The sequence below is a fragment of the Nonomuraea helvata genome, from assembly GCF_039535785.1.
Classification (GTDB): domain Bacteria; phylum Actinomycetota; class Actinomycetes; order Streptosporangiales; family Streptosporangiaceae; genus Nonomuraea; species Nonomuraea helvata.
This window is the reverse complement of sequence record NZ_BAAAXV010000011.1, coordinates 1-23,196: the sequence shown is the minus strand read 5'-3', so window position 1 is coordinate 23,196 and position 23,196 is coordinate 1. Positions and strand designations below refer to the sequence as shown.

The 23,196-nt window shown below is 64.9% G+C and carries 23 protein-coding genes and 1 pseudogene; 15 read left to right on the top strand and 9 right to left on the bottom strand.

Annotated elements, in window-relative coordinates:
• The first annotated feature begins 24 nt into the window (after positions 1–24).
• The 3 genes from ABD830_RS48040 to ABD830_RS48030 all read left to right on the top strand — a co-directional run bounded on the left by ABD830_RS48040 (position 25) and on the right by ABD830_RS48030 (position 2,994).
• Positions 25–894 (top strand): GntR family transcriptional regulator, encoded by an 870-nt coding sequence (locus ABD830_RS48040; RefSeq protein WP_345002289.1) that lies wholly within the window; start codon positions 25–27, stop codon positions 892–894.
• Between the two features lie 85 nt (positions 895–979).
• Positions 980–1,396 carry a hypothetical protein gene (locus ABD830_RS48035; protein ID WP_345002288.1) on the top strand — a complete coding sequence of 139 codons (417 nt, stop codon included), beginning with the start codon at positions 980–982 and terminating at the stop codon, positions 1,394–1,396.
• A gap of 344 nt (positions 1,397–1,740) precedes the next feature.
• The gene (locus ABD830_RS48030; RefSeq protein ID WP_344998072.1) at positions 1,741–2,994 is read left to right on the top strand and encodes an IS110 family RNA-guided transposase; all 1,254 of its coding nucleotides are present in this window, start codon (positions 1,741–1,743) and stop codon (positions 2,992–2,994) included.
• Positions 2,995–3,477: 483 nt separating this feature from the next.
• Here the strand turns inward: ABD830_RS48030 and ABD830_RS48025 are convergent, their stop codons facing one another.
• Positions 3,478–5,214 (bottom strand): ATP-dependent nuclease, encoded by a 1,737-nt coding sequence (locus ABD830_RS48025; RefSeq protein ID WP_345002287.1) that lies wholly within the window; start codon positions 5,212–5,214, stop codon positions 3,478–3,480.
• Between the two features lie 290 nt (positions 5,215–5,504).
• Between ABD830_RS48025 and ABD830_RS48020 the strand changes: the two genes are divergently transcribed.
• Together ABD830_RS48020 and ABD830_RS48015 are read left to right on the top strand one after the other, a co-directional pair.
• Positions 5,505–6,119 (top strand): hypothetical protein, encoded by a 615-nt coding sequence (locus ABD830_RS48020; protein WP_345002286.1) that lies wholly within the window; start codon positions 5,505–5,507, stop codon positions 6,117–6,119.
• 339 nt (positions 6,120–6,458) lie between these two features.
• Positions 6,459–7,685, top strand: a complete 1,227-nt coding sequence (locus ABD830_RS48015; RefSeq protein ID WP_345002660.1) for an IS701 family transposase — start codon at positions 6,459–6,461, stop codon at positions 7,683–7,685.
• Between the two features lie 87 nt (positions 7,686–7,772).
• Here ABD830_RS48015 and ABD830_RS48010 read toward each other — a convergent pair whose 3' ends face one another.
• The 3 genes from ABD830_RS48010 to ABD830_RS48000 form a co-directional block, all read right to left on the bottom strand.
• Positions 7,773–8,660: an IS5 family transposase gene (locus ABD830_RS48010; protein ID WP_378521066.1), complete on the bottom strand. Its 888-nt coding sequence runs from the start codon at positions 8,658–8,660 to the stop codon at positions 7,773–7,775.
• 940 nt (positions 8,661–9,600) lie between these two features.
• The gene (locus ABD830_RS48005; protein ID WP_345002285.1) at positions 9,601–11,166 is read right to left on the bottom strand and encodes an IS1182 family transposase; all 1,566 of its coding nucleotides are present in this window, start codon (positions 11,164–11,166) and stop codon (positions 9,601–9,603) included.
• Between the two features lie 85 nt (positions 11,167–11,251).
• A complete protein-coding gene (locus ABD830_RS48000) occupies positions 11,252–11,623 on the bottom strand; it encodes a hypothetical protein (protein ID WP_345002284.1) in 372 nt (123 codons plus the stop codon).
• 125 nt (positions 11,624–11,748) lie between these two features.
• On the opposite strand from ABD830_RS48000, the gene ABD830_RS47995 reads away from it, so the two are divergent.
• From ABD830_RS47995 to ABD830_RS47980, 4 genes are all read left to right on the top strand, one after another.
• On the top strand, positions 11,749–12,963 hold the full coding sequence (locus tag ABD830_RS47995; protein ID WP_345002283.1) for a helix-turn-helix domain-containing protein: 1,215 nt from the start codon (positions 11,749–11,751) through the stop codon (positions 12,961–12,963).
• A gap of 30 nt (positions 12,964–12,993) precedes the next feature.
• Complete coding sequence (locus tag ABD830_RS47990; protein WP_345002282.1) at positions 12,994–13,470, top strand: NUDIX domain-containing protein; 477 nt, start codon at positions 12,994–12,996, stop codon at positions 13,468–13,470.
• A 639-nt stretch (positions 13,471–14,109) separates the two neighbouring features.
• Positions 14,110–14,856 carry a TetR/AcrR family transcriptional regulator C-terminal domain-containing protein gene (locus ABD830_RS47985; RefSeq protein WP_345002281.1) on the top strand — a complete coding sequence of 249 codons (747 nt, stop codon included), beginning with the start codon at positions 14,110–14,112 and terminating at the stop codon, positions 14,854–14,856.
• A gap of 243 nt (positions 14,857–15,099) precedes the next feature.
• Complete coding sequence (locus ABD830_RS47980; RefSeq protein WP_345002280.1) at positions 15,100–15,936, top strand: NAD(P)H-binding protein; 837 nt, start codon at positions 15,100–15,102, stop codon at positions 15,934–15,936.
• 65 nt (positions 15,937–16,001) lie between these two features.
• Here ABD830_RS47980 and ABD830_RS47975 read toward each other — a convergent pair whose 3' ends face one another.
• Positions 16,002–16,208, bottom strand: a complete 207-nt coding sequence (locus ABD830_RS47975) for a hypothetical protein (protein ID WP_345002279.1) — start codon at positions 16,206–16,208, stop codon at positions 16,002–16,004.
• Between the two features lie 220 nt (positions 16,209–16,428).
• Positions 16,429–16,992, bottom strand: coding sequence for a hypothetical protein (locus ABD830_RS47970; protein ID WP_345002278.1), 564 nt, complete (start codon positions 16,990–16,992; stop codon positions 16,429–16,431).
• Positions 16,993–17,305: 313 nt separating this feature from the next.
• Here ABD830_RS47970 and ABD830_RS47965 point away from each other — a divergent pair, with 313 nt between their 5' ends.
• Positions 17,306–18,001 (top strand): DUF6461 domain-containing protein, encoded by a 696-nt coding sequence (locus ABD830_RS47965; protein WP_345002277.1) that lies wholly within the window; start codon positions 17,306–17,308, stop codon positions 17,999–18,001.
• 76 nt (positions 18,002–18,077) lie between these two features.
• Here ABD830_RS47965 and ABD830_RS47960 read toward each other — a convergent pair whose 3' ends face one another.
• Positions 18,078–18,605 (bottom strand): GNAT family N-acetyltransferase, encoded by a 528-nt coding sequence (locus ABD830_RS47960; RefSeq protein ID WP_344988999.1) that lies wholly within the window; start codon positions 18,603–18,605, stop codon positions 18,078–18,080.
• A gap of 1,026 nt (positions 18,606–19,631) precedes the next feature.
• Between ABD830_RS47960 and ABD830_RS47955 the strand changes: the two genes are divergently transcribed.
• The 3 genes from ABD830_RS47955 to ABD830_RS47945 all read left to right on the top strand — a co-directional run bounded on the left by ABD830_RS47955 (position 19,632) and on the right by ABD830_RS47945 (position 21,248).
• The gene (locus ABD830_RS47955) at positions 19,632–20,333 is read left to right on the top strand and encodes a hypothetical protein (RefSeq protein WP_345002276.1); all 702 of its coding nucleotides are present in this window, start codon (positions 19,632–19,634) and stop codon (positions 20,331–20,333) included.
• A 292-nt stretch (positions 20,334–20,625) separates the two neighbouring features.
• Positions 20,626–21,012 carry a hypothetical protein gene (locus ABD830_RS47950; protein ID WP_345002275.1) on the top strand — a complete coding sequence of 129 codons (387 nt, stop codon included), beginning with the start codon at positions 20,626–20,628 and terminating at the stop codon, positions 21,010–21,012.
• Positions 20,967–21,248, top strand: coding sequence for a hypothetical protein (locus tag ABD830_RS47945; protein WP_345002274.1), 282 nt, complete (start codon positions 20,967–20,969; stop codon positions 21,246–21,248). Before ABD830_RS47950 ends, ABD830_RS47945 begins: the two co-directional genes overlap by 46 nt.
• Positions 21,249–21,637: 389 nt before the next feature.
• On the opposite strand, the gene ABD830_RS47940 is transcribed toward ABD830_RS47945, so the two are convergent.
• Positions 21,638–21,898: a GbsR/MarR family transcriptional regulator gene (locus ABD830_RS47940; RefSeq protein ID WP_345002273.1), complete on the bottom strand. Its 261-nt coding sequence runs from the start codon at positions 21,896–21,898 to the stop codon at positions 21,638–21,640.
• Positions 21,899–22,028: 130 nt separating this feature from the next.
• The gene (locus ABD830_RS47935; protein WP_345002272.1) at positions 22,029–22,151 is read right to left on the bottom strand and encodes a helix-turn-helix domain-containing protein; all 123 of its coding nucleotides are present in this window, start codon (positions 22,149–22,151) and stop codon (positions 22,029–22,031) included.
• A gap of 168 nt (positions 22,152–22,319) precedes the next feature.
• Between ABD830_RS47935 and ABD830_RS47930 the strand changes: the two genes are divergently transcribed.
• On the top strand, positions 22,320–22,769 hold the full coding sequence (locus tag ABD830_RS47930; protein ID WP_345002271.1) for a cytochrome P450 family protein: 450 nt from the start codon (positions 22,320–22,322) through the stop codon (positions 22,767–22,769).
• Between the two features lie 213 nt (positions 22,770–22,982).
• Positions 22,983–23,196, top strand: a pseudogene (locus ABD830_RS47925) (hypothetical protein); the annotation flags it as partial.

Sequence of the window (23,196 nt, the reverse complement as noted above, 5' to 3'; positions counted from 1 at the left end):
GAGGATTTACCGAGGAAGGCCACCATGGAGATCGCCACCGACGACAAGGATGCCCGCTGGCGCGTCATCGCCACCGACCTACGAGCCGCCATCCTGGACGGGCGCTATCCCCCCGGCGGCGCACTGCCCAGCGAACCCGAACTCGTCAGGAAGTACGACGTCTCCCGCCCCACCGCCCGCAAGGCCATCGACACCCTCGTCTCCGAAGGACTGGCCTACGTCATGCGCGGACGTGGCTCCTTCGTCCGCCCCATGCCCGAACGCCGCACCATCCTCATCACCGACCGAGACCGGCCCGACCTCGCCGCCCCCGGCAACCACCCGGATGTCCAAGCCTTCGGGTGGGACCTCGCCCAACGCGACCAGGAGACCCCGCTGTTCACCGGCGAGAAGACCACCGCCAACCGCGACGTCGCGATCATGCTCAGCGTCCGCCCCGGCCACCCGGTCATCCACCGCCGCAGCATGTGGCACCGAGGCCACACCGCCGCCATTCACGGCGCATCGGCCCGCCTGGAGATCAACTCCTACACCAACGCCGACATGCTCGCCGACTACGACGACCCCAAGCGCCACGCCCAGTACCGCAAGCGCCCAGGCCTCTTCTACCAGTCCCTCATCCGAGAACACGGCCCCATCCGATGGATGACCCTCACCACCGCCCGCATCGCCTACGAAGACGAACGAACCGCCCTCGGCATGGACTACGCCGAAGCCGTCCTCATCATCCGCCGAACCATGGCCCACCCCAACGGCCACCCCATTGAGGTCACCGAGGTCAAAGCCCCCGCCAACCGCTACGAGATCGGCTACCACCGCGAACTCGCCGACAACGCCGAAGCCGACTTCACACCGCAGGAACTCAGCGACAACGGCATAGACCTCGTGATCTAGTTGTCACTGCCAGCCGTGGGATACTTTTGGCCTTCCTAAACGGTCTCAGTGCAATCCTCGTCGTTTTGCGACGAAGGTGCATGGCATGGGTGACCAGCCGAACGAAAGAGGTGCCGTGGTCAATCCCTTATTGGAGCGCAGCCCTTCTAGGCCAAGAGTCAAGCTGCTGACGATGCTGGTCATTGCGCATGTACTTGCTGGTGCGTGTGTGGCTTTCGCAACATACGACCCTTACGACAAGCGTGATATCTCGTTCATTCTTCAGAAGGCGCGTGAAGGCAAGGTACGCGAAGCGACTCTTATCGACGATGAGCAACGCATCTCCGTCTCCACAATCGATGGTCAGAAGTGGTACGCCCACTATGGGCCGCCCGGCCTCTCTCCGGAGGCGCTCGTGGAGGAGCTGATCAGGGCTGACCCGCTCGGCAACCTCAAGGTCACTACTGAGGTTTCGGTGTGGGGCATGAGACTCGACAGCACAGCTCAGACAGCACAGGTCTGAGTGGCTCAGAGTTTCTTTACTGGTTCAAGGCGACGGCGCTCCGCGCCGTGCGCACGGCCCCGCGCCCGCTCGCCGTCCGGGCGTGCGGCCTAATGAGAGCTACCGGGTCGGCTTCGAGCTGGGGCAGACTCGGTGACAGTAGCCGTCGGCAGGTGAGCACTCGTGCGGCCGGGACCTTTCGGGAGTTCTACCCCCAGATCGTGCCCCTGTCGGTGGTCGGGAGGGTTGATCGCTGATGGGATGTCGTGCCAGGCAGTCGGTCTTGAGCACTAGATCATTAGGTTGGGACAGTCCTCCCGCGAGCTGCTGAACCAGGTTGCCGTCCATGGGTAGGAGGAACTGAGGTGCTGTTCGTCGGGGATGACTGGGCTGAGGAGCACCATGATGTCGAGTTGCAAGACGAGACGGGGCGACGGCTGGGCAAGGCGCGGTTGGAGGAAGGCGTTGCCGGGATCGCGAAACTGCATGAGTTGATCGGCCGGCATGTGGCTGAGGGCGTAGAGGCGGATCAGGTGGTGATCGGCATTGAAACCGATCGAGGTCCGTGGGTGCAGGCGTTGATCGCGGCGGGCTACCGGGTGTATGCGGTGAATCCGTTGTCGGTGGCACGTTACCGCGAGCGGCACAGCGTATCGGGGGCCAAGAGTGATGCCGCGGACGCGCGCACACTGGCCGACATGGTGCGAACCGATCGGCACCAGCATCGCGTGATCGCCGGTGATACTCCTCAGGGGGAGGCGATCAAGGTGGTGGCCCGGGCGCATAAGACGCTGGTCTGGGAGCGCACCCGCCACGTGCAGCGGCTACGCCATGCACTGCGAGAGTACTTTCCCGCAGCTCTGGCCGCCTTCGATGATCTGTCCAGGGCAGACACCCTGGAACTGCTGGTTACGGCACCAGATCCGGCTTCGGCGGCCGAACTGACCTTTGAGCAGATCAGCGCGGCACTCAGGCGAGCCCGGCGGCGTAACGTGGCCGACAAGGCAGCGGCGATACAGGTGGCTCTGCAGGCTCGCCATCTGAGCCAGCCTGAGGTCGTCACTGCCGCATACGCCGCCTCGGTGCGCGCCCAAGCAGCGATCCTGGCTACCTTGAACGAGCAGATCAAGACCATGGAAGACCAGGTCGAGGCACATTTTGGCCGGCACCCGGACGCTGAGATCTACCTCAGCCAACCTGGGCTGGGACACCTACTCGGTGCCCGGGTGTTGGGTGAGTTCGGCGACGACCCCGACCGGTACGACAACGCCAAATCCCGCAGGAACTATGCCGGGACCAGCCCGATCACCAGGGCCTCCGGCAAGAAGAAGGTCGTGCTGGCACGATTCGTGCACAACGACAGGCTCATCGATGCCCTGGGGGCTCAGGCATTCGCCGCGCTGAGCGCCTCACCAGGTGCCCGCGCCTACTATGACGAGCTGCGAACACGCGACGTAGGTCATCACGCAGCTCTGCGCCAACTCGCCAACCGGCTCGTGGGGATCCTCCACGGATGCCTGAAAACACGCACCAAATACGACGAAGCAACCGCCTGGTCGCATCGCACGGAAGGCGAGCCCCGGCAGAGATCGGAAAAGACATCCAAGATCGCGGCTTGACATCTAAGCGCATGGGATGTCTGGGGGCCGGTCCCGGGCGGCAGCGGCTCGGGCCGTACCACCGCACGGTCGCCGCGCCACCGTACACCTTCCGTGACCGATCTCCGCGCCGTCGCCGCCGTTCCGCCGCCGGCTCCCACCGCTTCGCGGCCATCCGGGTGCTTCGCATGGGCGCCGGCCGCTCCACTCACCAGGAACGGGGGACTCTTCGACCCTCATGCCTCCGGCGGGAGCGCTCTGCCCCCGAGGTGGGGTCACCTCGCACACCATCGACTCAGGCAAGCCCAGCAGCCCGGCTCCTCCGCATCAAGCCCGGCTCTAACCGCAGGACAACACGTGATCGAGGAACGGCGACCGGCGGACGTACACGCGAAGCCGGGCTTGACACTCCGTCCCCGGCCCGCTGCCGCTACGCGGTGAGTCGACGGCGTACGAGGTGATCATCTGAGATATCCTTCGACGCTGAGGTCTAGGCATGCCTATCTATAGGTGTTCTTCTATAGATGAGAAAAGGTCAATCATCTCAGATGTGAGTTCATCGAGTCTTAGGCGATTTGAGATCGCTCGTGTTGATATCGTTTTTATCTTGTTAGCCGCGAAATGACGGTTGAGATGGCTGAGTAGATCCTTGGGTGGGCTCATGTGCAGGCGGTTCTCTGGAATTTTCCAGAGCTGCTCGAACTCCTTAAGTGCTTCTTGCGTATGAGTCACATCGTGCTTGCTGGGGTCGGTCTTTTTCCGCTCATAGGCGAAGTTGGCGAACACGCCATCCCGCGCATCCGCCACACCCGCCTCCAGAATTTGGGCTATCTCATCCGCTTCTATATCAACAAGGCGGGCGATGGCGGAGGGGACGAGCAGATAACTCTCAAGCTCTTTTCTTCTCCATACATGAGGGCGGACTCCGGCTGATTGAAGTGCGTGAGTAACGTCGTAGACCTGCTCATTGGTGCGATAATCCCGATCCAGAATCACATATATCTCAATAGCCTCGCCGAGCAGATCTCGTGTCATCCACGCGAATGGTTCAACGTGACTCCAATTAGTGAAGCCGCGTAGTGGAATAACAGTGACTCCGCGCTCTCCGGCTAGTCGTTTCGCGCGTGCGATACGCGCCATATTGCGGAGCACTCTCATGTCATAGCCCTCAACAAAAAGAGCTACTCGACTTCGAAGCGCCCTGGCCATGCCAAGATTGAATCCGCTTCCAAGCTTGAGGTTTATATCGCTCAGGAGAGATTCATCGTGCACACGCTTCGAGTTTTGTTTGGTTCGATCGATCCAGATTATCGATTCTCTTGCTGCCTCTGTCAGGATCTCTGGCGCATGTGTGGCGAAGATGACCTGCTGGCGAGACTCTTCGATTATCCCTACTAGGCGGCGCTGGAGGTCTGGATGAAGAAACACATCAGGCTCATCTAGGACGAGTGTGTCACTCTCCTGTTGGCGCCAGAGGTGATATAGGACCTGAACCCATATCTGCAATCCGTCGCCCGCCCAGAAAATCTCCTTCTCCGTGCGGGCGCCGACCTCGCGATAGTAAACGTCCAGATTTATCCCATCGCTCACGTGTAGCCGGAAGGAGTCTAGCTCAGGAGTGTTATCCAGGACGAAAGATGTGAATGCTTCGTAAGCGGCCTGATCGCGTGATCGAAGGTGGTAGAGCTGGTTCCTGAAATGCCTGCTGGTTAGGCGTGACAGTTGATGCCTGGCGACGTGGCTATCGCTGAGGACTGTTTCCTGATGCTCGATTGGTACCAGCATGGGGACGATTCCCACCATGCTAGTCGCTGCAACTGCCGCAGTCGTTGTACGAGCCAGAGTACCGCGCTGTTTGTCAAGATAAAAGAAGGGCGGGTCCATGCCGGGTGGCCAAACTATGGATAGGATGCCCCTGCCGGAAAAGTGAAGCTCTAGCTTACTCGTCTCTTCGTGATGGAATTCATGACGTACGTTTTCTGAGATGAAGCCTTCTGCTTCACGCTTCGCGAGATCAGAAAGAAGGAATCCCGCTACTTGCCGTTGGATCGCAGGATCCAGAAATTGCCGTGCTGGCGTTTTCTTTCTCGCATGGATAACCGCCGCAGAACACAATCGTAGCGCTGAGATTGCGGTGCTCTTGCCTGCGTTATTGGGGCCAACAAGAATATTCTTGCGCGCGAACTTTATCGTGAAGCGTTCGAATCCCTTGTAGCGGAATAGTTCGAGCTTGTCCAACATAGGTTGCTAGTGTATGACTACCTGAAGCGAGACACCAGCTACTTTTCGCGACGGCTTGCAGTTGGGTGCTCGGGTCTCGGCATGACCCGCGAACGTGTGGAGTTCTGGTTCCGGGTGCCTGGAACCGAACGCTGGGCGAATCACCTAAAACGAAGCATATGGGCCTAGTACTCCAGTGACACTTCGCGATCTTGGTTGTCGTTGCTCACCAGGGGTGGCTGTTGACATGAAGCTGCCCGCTGGTTGTTGATCTCGCGGTGTTGATCACGCTTTGGACCTAGCCTTCTCACATGGGATTGGACATTACGGTCCTCATTGTCGACTGGGCGCACGTCAAGGAGGCCCCACCCGACCAGCGCCTGGAACTGCTCATGGACGTCGCATGCTCGGCTGATGATTCGGACCTTGAGGATCCCGAGCGCGGGTGGGTGTGGCCCTCGGTGTTGGCCGCACCATGGTTCGCGAGGTACGAGTTTTATCGCACGCTAGGCTCGTTCAAGGCACATTTTTGGGCCGGCCAAGCCTGGGAGAAGATTCGTGTCTTTGCCGACCCGGATCTGCGCGTGTCGCTGGACGGCTTCTTGTCAGGGCTGTTCTGGTACGGGCCTGACCCCGCCAACGATGCTGTCCACGTGCATGGTGACCTGTTTCCTGCTGATATCGACAGGAGCCCGGGCGTATCGCTCGCCTACCCTCCAGAGGCCGTACCTACCCTAGTCAAATCCTGGGTCAGGGCCGCACCGCGCCTTGAGGAACTTCGTGAGCCCTTCGCCACGCACGCCGCGCGCCCTCCAGGACATTGGATCAAGAACTTCGAGGAATTCGCCGACCTGCTCAACGATTGGGGTGAGGTGGTGGGCGAAGCCGACAGTCGCGGGTGGGGGCTGATCGGACTGCCAATTTGACCCGCACTCGACCGTTCCCTTCCCCAAGACGTCCGGCCACGGTCAGACCGCCTGATCGAGGCCGATGTCTGGGGCACCGGTGATGCGATGGCTCCGCCAGGAACATGACAGGTGGATTGAGCGAAAAGCCGTTCAACCCACCTCAAGCCAGTTGTCAACGCCCTGCTCGTTGGTGCCGATCACGGTCAGCTTCCCTGCACAGCGACATTGGGTACTGAGATGGCATGAAGACGGCCACCACGTGATCATTCGGAGTTTGTGAAGACATCTGAAGATCGCGTGACGGCCGTGGCCAACACTGTAGACCCTGACGGCTGGATGGTCACCTTCAACGACCTCATGAGCCGGATCGCGAGCCGTTTCGGTCGCATCGAGCCACGTCGCACCGCCACCGCGTACGTCCGTGGACTGCTGTCCGACCTCGAAGCCAAGAACTGCTGGAACTTGGCCGAGCACGCTGGATTGACCGGACCGCAGGCCATGCAACGCTTGCTGCGCACCGCATGCTGGGACGCCGACGCCGTACGCGATGACGTGCGCGGCTACGTCATCGAACAGCTCGGCCAGGACGGGGTACTGATCGTGGACGAGACCGGCTTCCTGAAGAAGGGCGGCGGCTCGGCCGGGGTGCAGCGGCAATACACCGGCACCGCCGGGCGAATCGAAAACAGCCAGGTCGGCGTGTTCCTGGCCTACGCCACACCGCGGGGACGCGCGCTGCTCGACCGGCGGCTCTACCTGCCCGAACACACCTGGTTGGCCGACCGGGGCCGGTGCGCCAAAGCCGGGGTACCCGAGCAGACGGCCTTCGCTACCAAGCCCGCCCTCGCGGCCGAGATGATCGCCGATGCGCTGGACGCCGGGCTGTCGGCGCGATGGGTGAGTGGCGATGAGGTCTACGGCCAAGACCCGCGCCTGCGCGGCCTGCTGGAACAGCGCCGGATCGGCTACGTGCTGGCCATTGCCGGCAACCGGCGGGTGAACCTGGACGGAATCGACCGCAGCGCGGCCGACATCGCCGCCGGCGTGGCCGATCGCCACTGGCACCGCTACCGCGCCGGTCAAGGCGTCAAGGGCCCGCGCTGGTACGCCTGGGCCTGGGCCCGCATCGACGAAGCCGAACCCGACGGATATCGGTGGCTGCTGATCCGCCGCAACCTGGCCACCGGCGAACTTGCCTTCTACCGCTGCTACGCACGCACCCCGGTGCCTCTGACGGCCCTGGTGAAGATCGCCGGCATGCGATGGGCGGTGGAGGAGTCCTTCCAGGCCGCCAAGGGCCAGGTCGGGCTGGACCACTACCAGGTGCGTACCTGGAAGGCATGGCACCGGCACATCACCCTGGCCATGCTCGCCCTGGCCTTCCTGGCTACCCTCGCCGCCCACCAACGGCCATGCGACGAGGAACACATCGCGCTGACCATGCCCGAAATCCGCCGACTGCTGGCCATGCTCATTCTGACCCGCTACCACACCACCCAGCACGTTCTGCACTGGTCACACTGGCGCCGCCATCATCAAGCCACCGCCCGACGCTGTCACTACCAGCGCAGATCCCAACCATGATCGCGAAATGTCACTGGAGTACTAGCTGTCTCACGGACGCTACTCTTCACGGAGTTGGTGCTCAGGCAGCTCCGTCTAGGTCGTGTTTCATAAGGCATTGAGCCACTGGTTGATCGCAGCGATGATGACGACGGCTTCGTAGCGTACGGCGAGCTTGTCGTAACGGGTCGCCATGCCGCGGTTGCCTTTGAGCAGGTTGATGCCGCACTCCACAGCGTGACGCAGCCGGTAGAACGCGGGGTCGAAGGCGGGCGGGCGACCTCCCTTCGATCCCTTGGCTCGCCGGTGAGCGTCCTGGTCGGCCTTGCTCGGAATGCACGCCTTGATCCCACGCCGGCGCAGATGAGTCCGGTTGGCCTTGCTGGTGTAGGCCTTGTCGGCCAGGACCCGGTCCGGGCGGGTCCTGGGACGGCCACCGCCGAGGCGGGCCACCCGGATCTTGCCGAGCACCGGTATGAACTGCGGGCTGTCGCCCCGCTGCCCGGCGGTCACCACCGCAGCCAGCAGCTTGCGGCCCTGCTCGCAAGCCAGATGGGTCTTGGTGGTCAGCCCGCCGCGCGAGCGCCCCAGGCCATGATCGGCCGGCTCGCTGTGCACCCCGCCGGGTGGTTCCTTTTGCAGGTGACCGTCCCGGCGTGCTCCGGCCGCGTGCTGGTGAGCCCGGGTGATGGTGGAGTCCACGCTCACCGTCCAATCGATCTTCCCGGCGGCGTCCGCACACGCCTGCAAGGCCGCCAGGATCCGCGCCCAGATCCCCTCCCGCTGCCAGCGCCGGAACAAGCCATACACGGTGAACCAGTGGCCGTAGCAGGCAGGAACGTCCCGCCACGGCGCCCCGGTCCGGATCCGCCACCGGATCCCGTCGATCAACTGACGCTTGCTCCACTTCGGCGGACGCCCCTTGCCCGATGCGGCAGGCAGATGCGGCTCCAGCGCCGCCCACTGCGCATCAGTGAGGTCGTGCCGCCTCGTCACCACTACGCTGGTCACGAGGTCTCCGGTATTTCGTTCTTCTTGGTCGTTGAACCACCTACCGGAGACCTCTTCGTTCAACGATCACCGACACGCCTCACACACGTGATCTTTCGAAACACGGCCTAGGAGTGCACCCCAGAGTTCCAGGCGTCGTTGATCGACATTGGAACTTCGTCGTGGTCCGAAGCCTGCTTGGGCTACCGGCAGCCGCAACGCCCGAGCCTTGTCGTAGGCCACGACGTGTGGATGATTCACCTGTCAGGGGCTGGCTTGTTCCAGCACGAGCCGAGCGCAGACCACACAAGCACGCTTGGATGTTGAGGTAAAGGAGACGGACCAACCGCAGATGGGCAGCGGGTACACCTCCTGCCCGCACAGACTGTCCTCGGTGTCCGCTGGAACTGCATGCCGTATCGCCTCGCGGCCTGAGCCAGACAGGCCAAGGCGATAGTCGGCGTGAACGGCGTCTGGCTCGCCCTCTACCGAGCAGATGAACAAGTCGTCCCACTGGACTGGCCAGCGCCGCACCCCGCCCGGAAGGTCGGCCCAGTCGGCTTCCAGTTCTACGAGCGCCAGAGTGCCACTACGCAGGACCTCCACCACCATTCCGCGCTGCCCGATCAACAAATCTCCAACGGCCCGAGTGCGGGCGGGACTGTGGAGCATGGCCACGATTTCGACCCGACATCCCAACTTCTCGCGAGCTTCCTTCACTGAGGGCTCGCTTCCCTGGTCTCCCGGCCTAGGTCGCTGGTGTTAAGCGGTCGATCCCGGCCGGTTGAATCTCGATCGCGATCTGCTGAGCCGGGCCTGTGATCGAGCTTGGGTGGCCCGGCCTTTGCGGGGTTCGGGTCAGCCCTGCTCTGCCGAGTTATCCACAGGGGTTCCGAAGGGTGTCCGCTGGCCTTCCGTAACCGTGGCGTGCGGTTGTTCTCCCTGGTCAGGCCATTGTCGCTGCCCATCGCCCGGTTGAGGTGGAAGTAACGCCGAGCACCGCCAGGCGTGCCAGGTTGACAGCGGCGGCCAGCAAAGAAAAGTCCGCGTCGACTTTGGCGGTGCCGCGCATGCGGGCGCGGCGTCCGCCATGCCGTCGCCGCATCAGATGCGCGATCTTGCGTTCGACCTTGGGCCGGGTGGCGCGGTATCGGGCCAGCCAGCCGGGATCGGCACTGTTGGCCCGGCCCCGGGCCAAGTGTGCCTCGTGCGGGCTGAGGTTGATGTCGCGGCCGTCCTTGGCGGTGGTGCACCGCTCCCGGAGCGGGCATCCCGCGCATGCGGAGCCGAAGGCCGCCACGCCACTGCCATTGCGATGCCAGCGGATCTCCTTGACGATCTGGTTCGGGCAGATCACCCGCCCGGCCTCCAGATCGACGGTGAAGGCATCCTTGGTGAAGCGACCTCCGGGCGCGCTGGAGGGCTGCGTCTTGACCATCGCCTCGATTTGCGCCCGGTCGAGCTTGGCAAGCATCGGCCCGGTGCCGTAGGCGGCATCACCATAAACCTCGGCCTGCTCGGCCTGCTCGGCCTGCTCGGCGTGCTCGGCCTGCTCGGCCTGCTCGGCCTGCTCGGACAGGAGGTCAGCCAGGAGTTCGGCGGCCGGTTCGGCATCGCCCACGTTGCCTGCCGTCACCCGGGTGGCAGTGATGATCTCGCTGTCGGGGTCTTCGGCGATGTGGCCTTTGTATCCGTCGAACGAGCGCTCCACCGTCTTGCGGCCGTGTCGCGCCTCGGCATCGACGGTGGAGATGACACGGTCCTTGGCCACCTTGCGGGCGATCCGAAACACCCCGTCCTCGCCGTGCTGCAGGTCCTGGCCGAGCACGGTGGCCAGCAATCGTGCCGCCTGATCGACCTCCTCAGCCACCTTCCGTCCGTCCAGCACGGCTAGCAGCGCGAACCCATCGCGGGCCCGCGAGTCGATCAGCGCCTCCCGCTCCGCTTGTTCGGTCCAGTCGATGACCGGCTTACCGAGATCGGTGTAGGCGTCCCCGCTGGAGATCACCGCCCGCAGCGCGACCCGCAACTCCCGGTCGGAGGCGCGCAGCACGCCCCGGATCGCCGAGCGGATCAGCGTGATGGTGTCCTGGGTGGCCACCGCGTCATAGATCGGTGCCGAGTCCAGCACCCGCTTGCGGCCGATCAGCCCGGCCCGGGCGGCCACCTCCACGGTCCGCTCGAAGATCCGGTCTGGCCGGTCGGAGGCGGCCAGCCGGGCCCGCATGTCCACCAGCACGGTGTGCACGAACCCTGGATGGTCGAAGTCCAGCCCGCCGGCGGCGTACTTCCACCGCACATCGAAGGCGAACCGATCCACCGCCTCGCGATCCGACAGCCCCTCCAGCCGCTGCAGCACCATCACCACCGCCACGATCATCGGCGGCACCGACCGGCGCCCATCCTCAGCGAACAGGTCGGCGAACATCTCGTCCGGAAACAGATTCCGGCACTCACGGTGCAGCACCGTGTAGATCGAGTTCGGCGCCAGCCGACCCTCGACAAAACTCACCGTGGAAGACAGCAACCCCGGCTGCATCGGAGTCTGGCCCACTGCCATCGCTCGGTCTCTCCCCGCTCCCGGTGACCAACACCGATCACCATGGCACAACAGGCGAGACCGACGCGAGATAGATCAAAAAACACCAGTCACCTAGATCGCGGATCCTTTCCGAAAGGGGGTGTCGTCGCTGGAGGTCCGCGTAGCGGAAGGCGACCCGGCGCGCGGCTCTCGACGGTTCGATGGCCGGATGGCGGGCGTACAGCACCCGTTTGCGGCGGTCGTCCCAGCCTGCCCGCCACCAGTACCAATCCCCGTCGCACCAGACGACGAGCCCGACCCACACGGACACCAGGCTCAGGCCGTAGCCGTCATGCACGTCTGCGGATACGCCATGAGCGGCGAGGGCGACGGCCAGGGCATCGGCGGCGTGCTTCTCTGGCGTGAACTGTCGGTTCGGCGGTTGCATGAGTGGCCTCCCATCACGTACAGCAGTGACGTAGCGTGACGGTATGTGTCGGCTGAGCTGTGAGGCCGGAAAGAAATTCAGGGGGCCGTCGTAGGCATCCGATGAGGATGAGGTGCATGCGAGGAATGACCAGCAATCTGTCCATCGGCCAGCGCGTGGCCTGGTACCGGCGACGGCGTGGGATGTCTCAAGACGTATTGGCCGGGCTGGTGGGACGGACCACCGATTGGCTGAGCAAGGTGGAGAACGACCGCATCACCTTGGATCGTCTGTCCGTCATCAAGTCCCTGGCGAGCGTATTGGACGTGTCCCTCGGTGATCTACTGGCCGAGCCACACCTGTTCGAGTGGACGGACGGAAGCGGCGATCAGACCATCCCCGCACTGCGCGCCGCGATCACCGACTATCGGCAACTCTCGCCAATGGCCGAGCTCGTGGAGAGCGCGGAACCCTCCGGTCAGGCCGACCTGCGACGAGCTCTTGCCGAGGTGTGGCGGGCGTACCAGGGAGCCCGGTACAGCTACGTGATTCGGACTCTGCCTGGGCTCCTGGGGGAGGCGCATCATGCTGCACGCGCTGCGGACGGTGACGCGCGCATGGCGGCGTCGGGAGTGCTCGGGCAGGTCTACCACGTCGCTGCCAGCATCCTGACCAAGGTAGGTGAGGCTGACCTCGCGTGGATCGCCGCTGAGCGGGGACTGTCCTTCGCACGGCAATCCGGTGATCAGCTCGTGACGGCCTCATTGCTTCGCTCCGTGACCCACGCCCTTCTGTCCAATGGCCGTTACGAGGCAGCCAAGCAGCTCACGATGGACGCCGCCGACCTGCTGTCTCCTGACCTCCCGCACGCCACGGCTGAGCTGCTTTCGGTGTACGGCACGTTGTACCTCGCGGGGTCGATGGCGGCGGCGCGAGATGACGACCGCAGCACGACACGCGCGTTCATCGCCGAGGCGGAGCAAGCGGCAGTGCGGCTTGGTAGTGACGCCAACCATGTCTGGACCGCGTTCGGGCCGACGAACGTCCGCATCCATCAAGTGGCGACGGCAATCGAGCTGGGTGACATCCAGGTGGCTGTGGAGCTCGGGCCGAAGCTGGATACCAGCGGGCTTCCGATCGAACGTCGCGCTCGTCACGGCCTGGCCGTGGCGCATGCCTTGAGCCTGTGGAACCGTACCGACGACGCGATGACCGCGCTGTTGGAGGCCGAGACCATCGCTCCCGAGCAGGTGCGCCATCACTACCTCAGCCGCCAGCTCACGATGTCGTGGATCAGAAGGCAGAAGGGCAAACCCAGTTTCCAGCTCGCAGCTCTCGCCCGGCGACTGCACATCGTGTGAAGGCAGTCCCTGTGGCGTAAGGTCGGGGCTGTGAACGATCAGGAGGCTCCGCCGTTCGCCCAGGCCCGTGCCGCCGCCGGTGCGCTGTTCTTCGATAACAGTGGCCGTGTGCTTCTCGTCCGTCCTACGTACAAGCCTTCCATGGACATCCCGGGCGGGTACGTCGAGCCGGGGGAGACCCCGTACGAGGCGTGCATTCGAGAGGTGCAAGAGGAGCTGGGCATTCAGCCGGCCATCGGTCGCCTCCTCGTGGTCGATTGGGCGCCTCTCCCTAAGGAGGGCGACAAGGTCCTGTTCGTGTTCGACGGAGGCACCTTGGACGGCGAGTTGCTCAAGCAGATCAGGTTCGTGGACAACGAGCTGAGCGCCTACGAGTTTCATCCCGTCGAGGAACTGGACGGACTGTTGATCGAGCGGCTTGCTCGTCGCGTCAAGGCCGCCGCCACTGCACGCGAGCTTGGCAAGACCGTCTATCTGGAGCAGGGCGAGGCCGTTCCCACTGAGTGACTATCTGAGTGACAACGGCCCAGGACGAGCGTGGACGATCGAGGACCAGGGCGGAACGTTCGCCGAGGTGAGACCCCGAATCGCCCGAGGTCCCACCTTCTCGCGGCGAGCCTTACAAGCGAGGGGTCACTGGTTCGAACCCAGTACCGCCCACCAGCAGGAAGAGCCCCGTCTCCGATCATGGAAACGGGGCTTCGTGCCATCAACGTGCCATTAGCAAGCGCAAGCAAGCATTCCAGAGGCACACGTGTTGACCGGATTGACCCGATCAGGGCCCATATTGTCTCGCTGGCGACACAATGTCGAAGATGTTCGTATCGCCCTGCTTCCGGTAGGTGGCTGGCTGTCCTCGACCCCCAGTTACTCGACGAGCCCCCTCGATCTCGGCCCGGCCTTGGCTGCCTCGGACTCGCCGTTGCCGTTGCTGTAGCCGAGCAGCATGGCCCGCCACTCGCGGAACGCAGCCGTGTCCTGCCCAGACCCGCCATGTGGACGCCGCGGTGAGCCCTGGCAACAGCACGGTGGTGCTGCCTTCTCGTTAAAGGGCATGTGGTTCTCCCCCTTTGTGGCTACACTGTTCGCAATCGGCTACAACGTAGCCAGTGCCGATACGCTGTTCGCAAGAGGAGGGGCCTCGCAATGACCGATCCGGCGAAGGAGCCCGCACCTGTCCTGGTGTGGAGCAAGAACCGGCGCACCCCCCGCCGTCAGGCCCCGAGCGTGGAGCAGATTGTGCACACCGCCATCGTGATCGCCGATGCCGAAGGGCTGTCTGCGCTGTCGATGCGTCGCGTCGCCGCCGATCTCAACTCCGGGACGGCCTCGCTCTACCGGTATGTGGCCAGCCGCGACGACCTGCTGGATCTGATGATCGACACAGTGCAGGGCGAAACCGATCCGCCGCCGCTGTCCCGCGATTGGCGGACCGACCTCACCAGCGTCGCCGGCCACGTACGCGCCACATTGCTTCGCCACCCGTGGCTTGGCCCTGAGCTCGCCGGCCGCCCGGCTCTCGGCGCGAACTCGCTACGCCAGCACGACGTCGCGCTCACCGCCGCCACCGCGCTCACTTCTGACATCACCCTTGCCTCCAAGGTGGTCGACACGGTCCTGGCGTACGTCTTCGGCGCGGTCGCCCGAGAACTCGCCGAAGACCAGGCACGGCGACGATCCGGCTTGACCGAGGACCAATGGCGAGACAGCGTCGCTCCCTACATCCGCGATGTCATCGCCGGCGGCGCCTACCCGCAGTTCGCCCGCCGGGTCCTCGACGCCGAAGACGCCACCGAAGACGAGCGCTTCGACTTCGGCCTCGCCTGCGTGCTTGACGGGGTCGCAGCCAGAGTGCGCAGCACCGCAAGACCCACCGAAAATGCCAACTCGTGACCGGACCTACCTGACACCCCGCAGATCGTCTGGGCCGCGCATGCGCCGCCTCGGCGCGAACGGACAGCGGGCGCCGCCTTCCTCTGCCTGGCGACCCTCATCGCCGGACGGAAGAGTTCCGGCGAGCGATGGACCGGCACGACCCCGAAACGGCCTCTCCCACGGCCCGCCAGAGATCCTTTGAAACATTCCGACTCGACAGTCCCGCACAGGGGACACGCCCACACCAAGGAGATACTCATCATGATTCTGGTAACCGGCGCAACCGGAAAAGTCGGCCACAACGTAGTACGGCAACTGCTCGACGCGGGCGAGAAAGTGCGGGCGATCACTCGCCATCCCGAGAGTGCCGGGCTGCCGGACGGCGTCGAGGTGCTCCCCGGCGACCTGACCCGGCCCGAGACGCTGCCCGCCGCGCTGCGCGGGGTCGAGCAGGCCTTCCTCTTCCCCGTGTTCGGCTCGCTGGACGACTTCCTCCGGATCGGCAAGGAGTCCGGGCTGGAGCAGGTCGTGCTGCTTTCCTCGGCGGCGGTGACCTCACTGACACCCAACTGGATCGGGGACCGGCACCTCGAGTGCGAGCGGGCGGTAGAGGAGTCCGGCCTGTCGTGGACCCATGTGCGGCCGGGCATGTTCATGGCCAATGACCTCGCCTGGGCCGCGCAGATCGCGACCGGCGATGTGGTTCGGGCGCCGTACGGGGGCGCGGCCGCGGCGCCGATCGATGAGCGCGACATCGCCGCGGTCGCCGTCCGCGCCCTGCTCGACCGGCAGGTCGGGGAGGCGCACCTGATCGGCGGGCCGGAGTCGCTGACCCAGATCGAGCGAGTGCGGATCCTCGGCGAGGCGATCGGCCGCGAGCTACGGTTCGAGGAGCTGTCGAGGGAGCAGGCCAGGGAACGCATGATCGGTCAGTTCCCCCCGCAGGTGGCCGACCTCCTGCTCGACGCGCTCGCCTCGGCGGTCGGCCGGCCGGCGGAGGTGCTGCCCACCGTCGAGAAGGTCACCGGGCGCCCGGCGCACACCTACGCCCAGTGGGCCGCCCACCACGCGGACGACTTCCTCCGCACCTCGGCCTGAAGACCTTTGACAGGGTGCTCATGCTGAGGCCACCGGCGGGTCCGGTATCCGGCCTCAGCTCAACCTCAGATCGGGTGTTCCATCAGAAAGAAGGAAGGCAGATCACGGGCTTCCGGCGCGATGGTGGAGCACTTCTCCGGCAGCGGGTGCGCGCCGTCGCGGTCTTGGATGGAGGCGAGGTACAACCAGTGGCGCTCAAGAGCGCGGACGTGTAGACAGACAACCGCAGGCTCCTGATCACCGAGTTGCGTGGACAACACCTCACCTGTCACGAGCCCGCTCCTGCTCGCGGGCGAATCACTCGGCAGCGGCGTCTACCACGTAGCGCTGGGGGTCTGGTCCTGGTCGGTCCGGCCGAGAGCTTCCAGGACCCAGGCGCGGCGGCCTTGCTTCTGCTCGGCCAGGGTCTTGTTGGACCACCTGCGGAAACCAGGACTCGCCGACCGGCGTAGCCGAGCCGATCGGGCTTGTGCGCCTTGACGTGTGATCAGGTCAGCTGGATCCGCACAGCCTGTAGAGCTCCGCGACGTCTGTATCGATATCCGCGATCACCTGGTTGGGATCGCCGCCGGTCATGCCGTTCAAGCGGAAGTTCAGTTCCTGGAATTCGGCGGCCAGCCGGCTGATCTTCGCCCCTACCACTCCTTCCGCTTTGAGGACTGCGCCCATCAGGTCGTGGTACGTATGCTGAGCCGCTGCTGCCTGGCTGCTGCGGACGGTCCCGGCGTTCCGGCGGTATGCGGTCAGCGCCGCCGCCGCCTCGTCGCAGCCGCCAGGACGGACCGCTGACAGCAGTGCGGAGGAAACCGGAACCGGTCGCGTGGGGCTTGGCATCGGTGGCTGGGGCGTGCTGGACTCAGGCGATGGACTCGGGGTTGGCGGTACGGGCCGGGTGGTGATCGGATCTGGTGACGATGACTGCGCGGCCGTGGTGGGGCCTACCGCGTCGGACTGGGGCTGCTGAGGCGAGACCGGCGGCATGAGGTAGGCGACCAGCGCGACGACGGCGGCGACCGCACCCGCCAGAGCGCTCACAGCCGGCCAGTTCAGGCGCAATCCTGCTCCTCCGCCCGCCCCCGGCGGCTGCGCTGATCCGTTCTTCGCCATTCTCTCATCGTGACCGAGCCGCCGAGCTCGGTCCAGAATCCCTTCTGTTGATCTTCTTGAGTAGAACTCGCCGATAAAGGCAGGGGTGAAACGACTTCGGCGACCCGAGGGGGTCGGTGGAAAAACGGCGCCGCCCTGCATGAACCGCACCGGCGGCAGGTCAGCACGCGAATGGTGCTGCCGTCATCCTCGGCTGTATCCCGGACGTGCTCGAAGCTGATACGCCACCATGGCGGGTACGGTGGGCAACGCCGGACCCGCCATGGACGAACAGATTAAGAAAGGACCTGATATGCCTGGCGAAGCCACGGCGGATTCATATGCATGGATAACCCATGAACGCTACGCCGGGCTGCGGATTTCCGGATTTTCGGTGATTTTCGTGCGCGATCGGGATAGTGCATCGCTGCTAGGAGCACTGGACCTACGTACGCCAGTGGATGTGGCAAGCATGCTCACTCCAGGAGGGCCTTTCATCGCGTCCGTCCACGCTCATCCGGCAGGCACCATCACGGTCGAACGTGGCGGTTACATGGGCGCCCTCCACCCCATCATGGAGAGCCTGTCCACCGGCGCGGCAGCCGCCGGCGTCTCACGGACATTCGAGACCGACGTCTACTTCGCCTACGCGGAAAACGGCGAGGTGATCTCCGCCTTCACCATTGACGATCCGGCAACCAGGCGCGGACGCTCGCCCGACACCATCGCGGCCCACATAGCGGATCTCGGCTTCCCAACTTTCGACGACGACCTTGAAGAAGACGAGAACGAAGACGAAGAAGAGGACATTTACGCCGCGACACCCGGCAAACGGCAACTCGCTCTATGCTGCGCGCTGGCCCTGGCCACCCGCCTGACGGGACTTCGGCTGACGGAAGACCTGCTGGCGACGCAGGTACCCCGCTACCCGACCTCGTCACTCTATTCCGCAGGCGGAGTCGCTACCCCGGCGATCTGAACGTTGACAGAGCGCGACGTATAGGAAGCGTGAACGCTCAAAGCCGAGCCCCCTCCTTTCGGGGCGGTGGCGGGGATCAAGACCTCGTGGTCGGGACCCAGTAGCGACGCTTCTGCTCGGTGATGTCGAGCAGCCGTCCGCCGTTGGCTTCGATGACCCGTTGAGAGGCGATATTCGTCTTGTCGCACATGACCAAAGCCTGAGAGATGCCTAAAGATCGGGCGATCGGCAGCGCCGCGGCGAGCATAGCCGTCGCGTGACCCTGGCGGCGTGCGCTGGGGCGGACGTCATAGCCGATGTGGCCGCCGAACTTCTCCAGTGCCGGGGTGAGCCGGTGACGGATGGCCAATCTTCCCAGGAATTCCTCGCGGTCGACCCACCATAGGGTGGTCATCGGCACGAATCCGGGGCGTACACCCCATGAGTTCCGCTCGTCGACCACTCGCGCGGTGTACGCCTCGAAGGCCGCCGGGTCCACCAGAGCCTGCGGGTCGACATCGTCGATGTACCACGGAACCGGATAGTCAGGGTCAGCACGGAACTCGGCCGCCGCGGCCAGAAACGACGTCCGCAACGTGCCGATCGGATCGATGAACTCTGGCATGGCGACCATGATGCCTGCGAGGGTGGGTGGCACCAAGCCCTTATCGGGCTCAGCGACGTCGTCGCCACTCTGCCGCCGGCCCGCACCCACTTCGCGGCCCTCCGGGTGCTTCGCATGGGCGCCGGCCGCTCCGCTCACATAAGACGGGACGACTCTTCAAGCCCTATGCCTCCGGCGGGAGCGCTCCGGCACCGAGGTGGTCACCTCGCACACCATCGACTCAGGCAAGCCCAGCAGCCCGCCTCCTCCGCATCAAACCCGGCCCTGACCGCAGGACAACGCATGACCGAGGAACGGCGACCAGCGAACGTACACACGAAGCCGGGCTTGACACTCCGTCCCCGGCCCGCTGCCGCTACGCGGTGAGTCGACGGCGTACGAGGTGAGTACCAACCTGCCCGCTCAGCCGGAACACGGTTGAGCGGCTATCACGACGAGGGAAGAGGGACCGTGGAAGGCACCGCCCCCTCTTCCGCAGGCCGTTCGGCCAGATGGACGCACGCCGGGCAGGCGCGCGTAGCCGTGGGTAGGAAAGGCAAGCACCAGCCAAGGGTCGGCAGCGGGCTCACTGCTTCGCCGCACAAGCCGATCTTCTGCTTGGCCCGTACGGCATGCTGTACAGAGTTCCTCTCGTGGTCGGACAGGCCGAGCCGGTAGTCGCATGCTGAGTTGAGCGACGCCATCCGCGTCGATCGTCTGGCAGAGACCGTGGTCTACCTCGTACTGGGATAGACGTCGGCCGTTTCGAGTTGCCCAGAGACGCCCCACAGAACTACGCCAAATACACCAACCGGGAAAAGCCGCTTGGAGGTCTCCGAGAATTACCGGGGTTGACATGGGATCAGCGTGCTTACCTTTGCGTGACGAACCCACCGCGTTATAGAGACGTCCAGGACGTTATGGCGTTACGCTCAAAAACGTCCCTGACGTCCTCCGTCCCGAGGTGTACCGTGGCCAACGTCGCCCTACGCAGCGCCATGCTGAACGCCAAGGTCACGAACCAGAAACCTGGCCGACCGGTGTGGCGTGGACGTCAAGACGGTGGAACGCTGGCTGCAGGACGAGGCTCGTGTCCCGCACCTGCGGCACCAGTGGGCCGCCGCAGAGGCACTAGGAGTTGAGACAGCCGTGCTATGGCCAGACGCAATTCGCAATACGGTGAAAACAGGGCCGGACAAGGAAGTATTGACGGTTTATCCGTATCGCTCCGCGTGCCCGAAATCAATCTGGCGCAACCTCATCAACGCGGCGCGCAACGAGATTGTGTTCGCCGGTTACACGAACTACTTCCTGTGGCTGGAACACCCGAACCTGGCGAAGGTTCTCAAGCGGAAAGCACAGCAGGGCTGCAAGATCCGGTTTCTCGTCGGCGACCCGGACAGCGAGGTCACCCACCGCCGCGAGGAGGTGGAGAACGTCCCGCTGACCGTATCCACGCGCATCCGGATCACGCTCTCGGAGATCGAGCAGCTACGCGACGTCCCCGGCATCGAGGCCCGGTACGGCGACGAGCACATCGCCATGAGCGTGTTCCGTTTCGACTCGGAGATGCTGGTCACGCCTCACCTGGCCAAGCTAGTGGGGCACGACTCGCCGATGCTGCACCTGCGGCGGTACCAGGACGACGGCTTGTTCGACCGATTCGCGTACCACGCTTCCGAGCTGTGGAGCAACGGCCGTGACGTATGGCAGCAGCCCCAGCCCACGGGCCAGATGCTGGGTGACTAAGTGAGCGACAATCGTCCCGGACGGCCCTGGACTCCAGAGGACCACAGAGGACGATAACCCCAGGTGGGGGGCAAGTATCGGCCAAGATCCCACCCCTTCCTGATGTGCCTTAGAGGCCGCGCAGATAGGCGCGATGGAGTACCCAGGGAGTTGAGCGGGCGCAGGGCTTGGCGATCATGGAGTTGCAGCGCTCTGAGATCATTGAGGAGACCTGTGCCTGCTCTGCCATCATGGCTGATCGAACCCCTCTTCCCTCGCGACGTCGCCCACCCGCCTGGTATGCATGGCTGCCATGCACAGTTTTCTTCTCGTTGAAGGCTCGAACACGTCGGGCAGCGTGGTGACGGAGTATGCGGGGGTCCACCGGAGCGTGGCTGCGGCGGAGTCGGCCATCCGGGACTACGTCCGCTCGGGCGGCGGCTTCGAGCTGACCGCGTCGGCGGGCCAGGAGTTATCCTTGCGGATCTACCAGCAGGGCGCACTTGTGGCGGAGCATGATCTGATCCCGTTGCTCCGCCTGCAGATCCCCGGCTTCGCGGAAATGGGATTCGACGACGACTACGACCACGTCGGAGGCGAACCGGAGCCGGACAGCGACGCCGACGGCATAGACGATCGGAACTCCTGGCCGACATGCGCGCGGAGGCACTGCTCGACCACCACCGCGAGATCGGGGTGACGGTCGAGTGGCACCGCATACTCCTGCCAGCACTGCGGGAGCATGCTGACTCGCCGAGCGCGAGAGCACCAGCATCGGCGACCGCGCGGCGGACCGCTGTCCCACCCACGCGCCTCTCCGAGCCCTCGGAGCAGGCGCTCTGGCAGCACGTCCCGCCCTACGGCGAGGTACCGACTGGACGTCGCCAGCGGCTGGCGCTGAGCGGGGATGTCGCGCAGCCGGGCAATCCGGAGTAGGCCGCGATCGCGTCGTAGTCCGACGCGCGAACTCGGCAGGCGGTTGAGCAGGAGCGGCGGCGACGTTCCGTCGCAGGCCGGCTGACGGTCAGCCTGCATTCGGGAGCCTCGCAGGGGGTTCCGGCTGGGAGCGGGGGTTTCGTTACGCGGGTCGAACAGGTCTCGCTGGGCATTGAGGGAGCTCTTGCACGACAGCACTTGACATCCGCCTGCGGTCTGATCATGGCGGGAGGTCGCGCCAGCGTTCGGCCGACTCCAGAGCGTCCAGGCTGATCCGCTCCAGGAACGCGCCGCCCCTGGCCAGGCGGCGTCCCACGGTGTGTCGAGCCCGAGCCGCCGCCCCGCCGCCTTCGTGAGCTCAGCCGCCTCGAGCGTCTGCCTCGAGCTGATCACCGTCGAGTGGTACAGGCGTCGTCGTCGACCACATAGATGTCGTGCCGCCGCTGCGGATCACGTTCGCGCCTGATCAGCCCCTGCTGGGTCAGGTAGCCCACTGCCATGGAGATCGAGGCGGGACTGACGTTCAGCCCACGCGACAGCTCGGCCGCGGTGAGCCTGCCGTCCTCGCTCAGCCACAGGCCGATGAGCACGCGCGCCATCATTTTCGGCAGGCCCATCCCGACCGCCATCTCGACGGCTTCCTCTTGCACCTCGACGACCTGCGGTCCTGGGTTCGCGCCTCGGCGCGAACGTGCCGGGGTGCCGGCGCCGCGCCCGCCGCGCTGTCGCCTGGTGCGCCCGCCTCAGGCGTAGTCGCTGGGGCCGCCGTTGCGGCCGACCTCACGGCTGATCGTCGAGGTCCGGCCGGTTCAGCCGCCTGGCGATCTCGGCGTAGGAGCGGCCTTCGGCGAGGCCGGTCGCGATGCGGTGACGGTCCTGCAGGGTCAACCTTCCTTCTGACATGACACCACTATTGCGTTCGGGGGCCACACAATGCAATGTTTCATTGCATTCAGTTTCAGCGTCAACGCATCAATTTATCGGCTCTGGCCTGGGATGATGTGCCTCACCTGATTGACATAATTTCTGAATGCAACGTAGCTTCAGTTGTGATGAACACGTACTATCGCGATGAGCCGGTCGCTCCGTCCCTCGACCGCTCACCCGCCTGTCCCTTCGATCCCGCCCCTTCGCTCACCGCCCTGCGCGCAGAGCCAACCCATCGCCCGCCTGGCCGTGCCCGAGGGCGCCCCCGGCGTCTGGATGATCACCGGATACGACCTGGTCCGCCAGATCCTCGCCGACCCACGGTTCAGCTCCCGCTACGAAACCCACTACCACCCCCTGGCGGGCGGGCACCTGCCGCCGGCCCCCGTCGGTGACCTGACCGGCATGGACGCACCCCAGCACACCCGCTTCCGCAGGCTGCTGGCGGGCAAGTTCACCGCCCGCAGGATGAACCTGCTCACCGAGCGGGTCACCGAGATCACCCGTGAGCGGCTCGACGCGATGGAGCGGCAGGGCCGCCCGCCGACCTCGTCGAGGTCTTCGCGCAGCCGTTCCAGCGCTGATGATCTGTGAGCTGCTCGGCGTACCGTACGAGGACCGCGACCAGTTCAGAGCTCCACCCAGGCCCTGTCGGACGCCGGACCGCTGAGGCGCAGTACGCCGCCTTCGTCGAGCTCGGCACGTACCTGCGGAGCTCGCGCTCGCCAAGCGGGCCAAGCCGACCGACGACCTGACTCAGCGACCTGGCCACCGGCGGCGACCTGACCGACGAGGAAGCTCGGCGGCGTGGCCGCGTTCCTGCTCGGCGCCGGGCTCGGACACCACCGCCCAACATGCTCCGCGCTCGGCGCCTTCGCCCTGCTGCGCAACCCGGCCCAGCTCGCCGCCCTGCGCGGCGACCCCGACCTGGCCATCGGCGCCGTGGAGGAGCTGCTGCGTACCTGTCCGTCGCCGCCACCGGTATGCGCGGCGTGCTGGAGGACGTGGAGCTCGGCGGCAG

What these genes read in the sequence shown, in the direction of transcription:
- ABD830_RS48040 (WP_345002289.1), top strand. Translation starts at nt 25, where the DNA reads ATGGAGATCGCCACCGACGACAAGGATGCCCGCTGGCGCGTCATCGCC.
- ABD830_RS48035 (WP_345002288.1), top strand. Translation starts at nt 980, where the DNA reads ATGGGTGACCAGCCGAACGAAAGAGGTGCCGTGGTCAATCCCTTATTG.
- ABD830_RS48025 (WP_345002287.1), bottom strand. Translation starts at nt 5,214, where the DNA reads ATGTTGGACAAGCTCGAACTATTCCGCTACAAGGGATTCGAACGCTTC.
- ABD830_RS48020 (WP_345002286.1), top strand. Translation starts at nt 5,505, where the DNA reads ATGGGATTGGACATTACGGTCCTCATTGTCGACTGGGCGCACGTCAAG.
- ABD830_RS48015 (WP_345002660.1), top strand. Translation starts at nt 6,459, where the DNA reads ATGAGCCGGATCGCGAGCCGTTTCGGTCGCATCGAGCCACGTCGCACC.
- ABD830_RS48000 (WP_345002284.1), bottom strand. Translation starts at nt 11,623, where the DNA reads ATGCAACCGCCGAACCGACAGTTCACGCCAGAGAAGCACGCCGCCGAT.
- ABD830_RS47995 (WP_345002283.1), top strand. Translation starts at nt 11,749, where the DNA reads ATGACCAGCAATCTGTCCATCGGCCAGCGCGTGGCCTGGTACCGGCGA.
- ABD830_RS47985 (WP_345002281.1), top strand. Translation starts at nt 14,110, where the DNA reads ATGACCGATCCGGCGAAGGAGCCCGCACCTGTCCTGGTGTGGAGCAAG.
- ABD830_RS47980 (WP_345002280.1), top strand. Translation starts at nt 15,100, where the DNA reads ATGATTCTGGTAACCGGCGCAACCGGAAAAGTCGGCCACAACGTAGTA.
- ABD830_RS47965 (WP_345002277.1), top strand. Translation starts at nt 17,306, where the DNA reads ATGGACGAACAGATTAAGAAAGGACCTGATATGCCTGGCGAAGCCACG.
- ABD830_RS47960 (WP_344988999.1), bottom strand. Translation starts at nt 18,605, where the DNA reads ATGCCAGAGTTCATCGATCCGATCGGCACGTTGCGGACGTCGTTTCTG.
- ABD830_RS47950 (WP_345002275.1), top strand. Translation starts at nt 20,626, where the DNA reads ATGCACAGTTTTCTTCTCGTTGAAGGCTCGAACACGTCGGGCAGCGTG.
- ABD830_RS47945 (WP_345002274.1), top strand. Translation starts at nt 20,967, where the DNA reads ATGCGCGCGGAGGCACTGCTCGACCACCACCGCGAGATCGGGGTGACG.
- ABD830_RS47935 (WP_345002272.1), bottom strand. Translation starts at nt 22,151, where the DNA reads ATGTCAGAAGGAAGGTTGACCCTGCAGGACCGTCACCGCATCGCGACC.
- ABD830_RS47930 (WP_345002271.1), top strand. Translation starts at nt 22,320, where the DNA reads ATGAGCCGGTCGCTCCGTCCCTCGACCGCTCACCCGCCTGTCCCTTCG.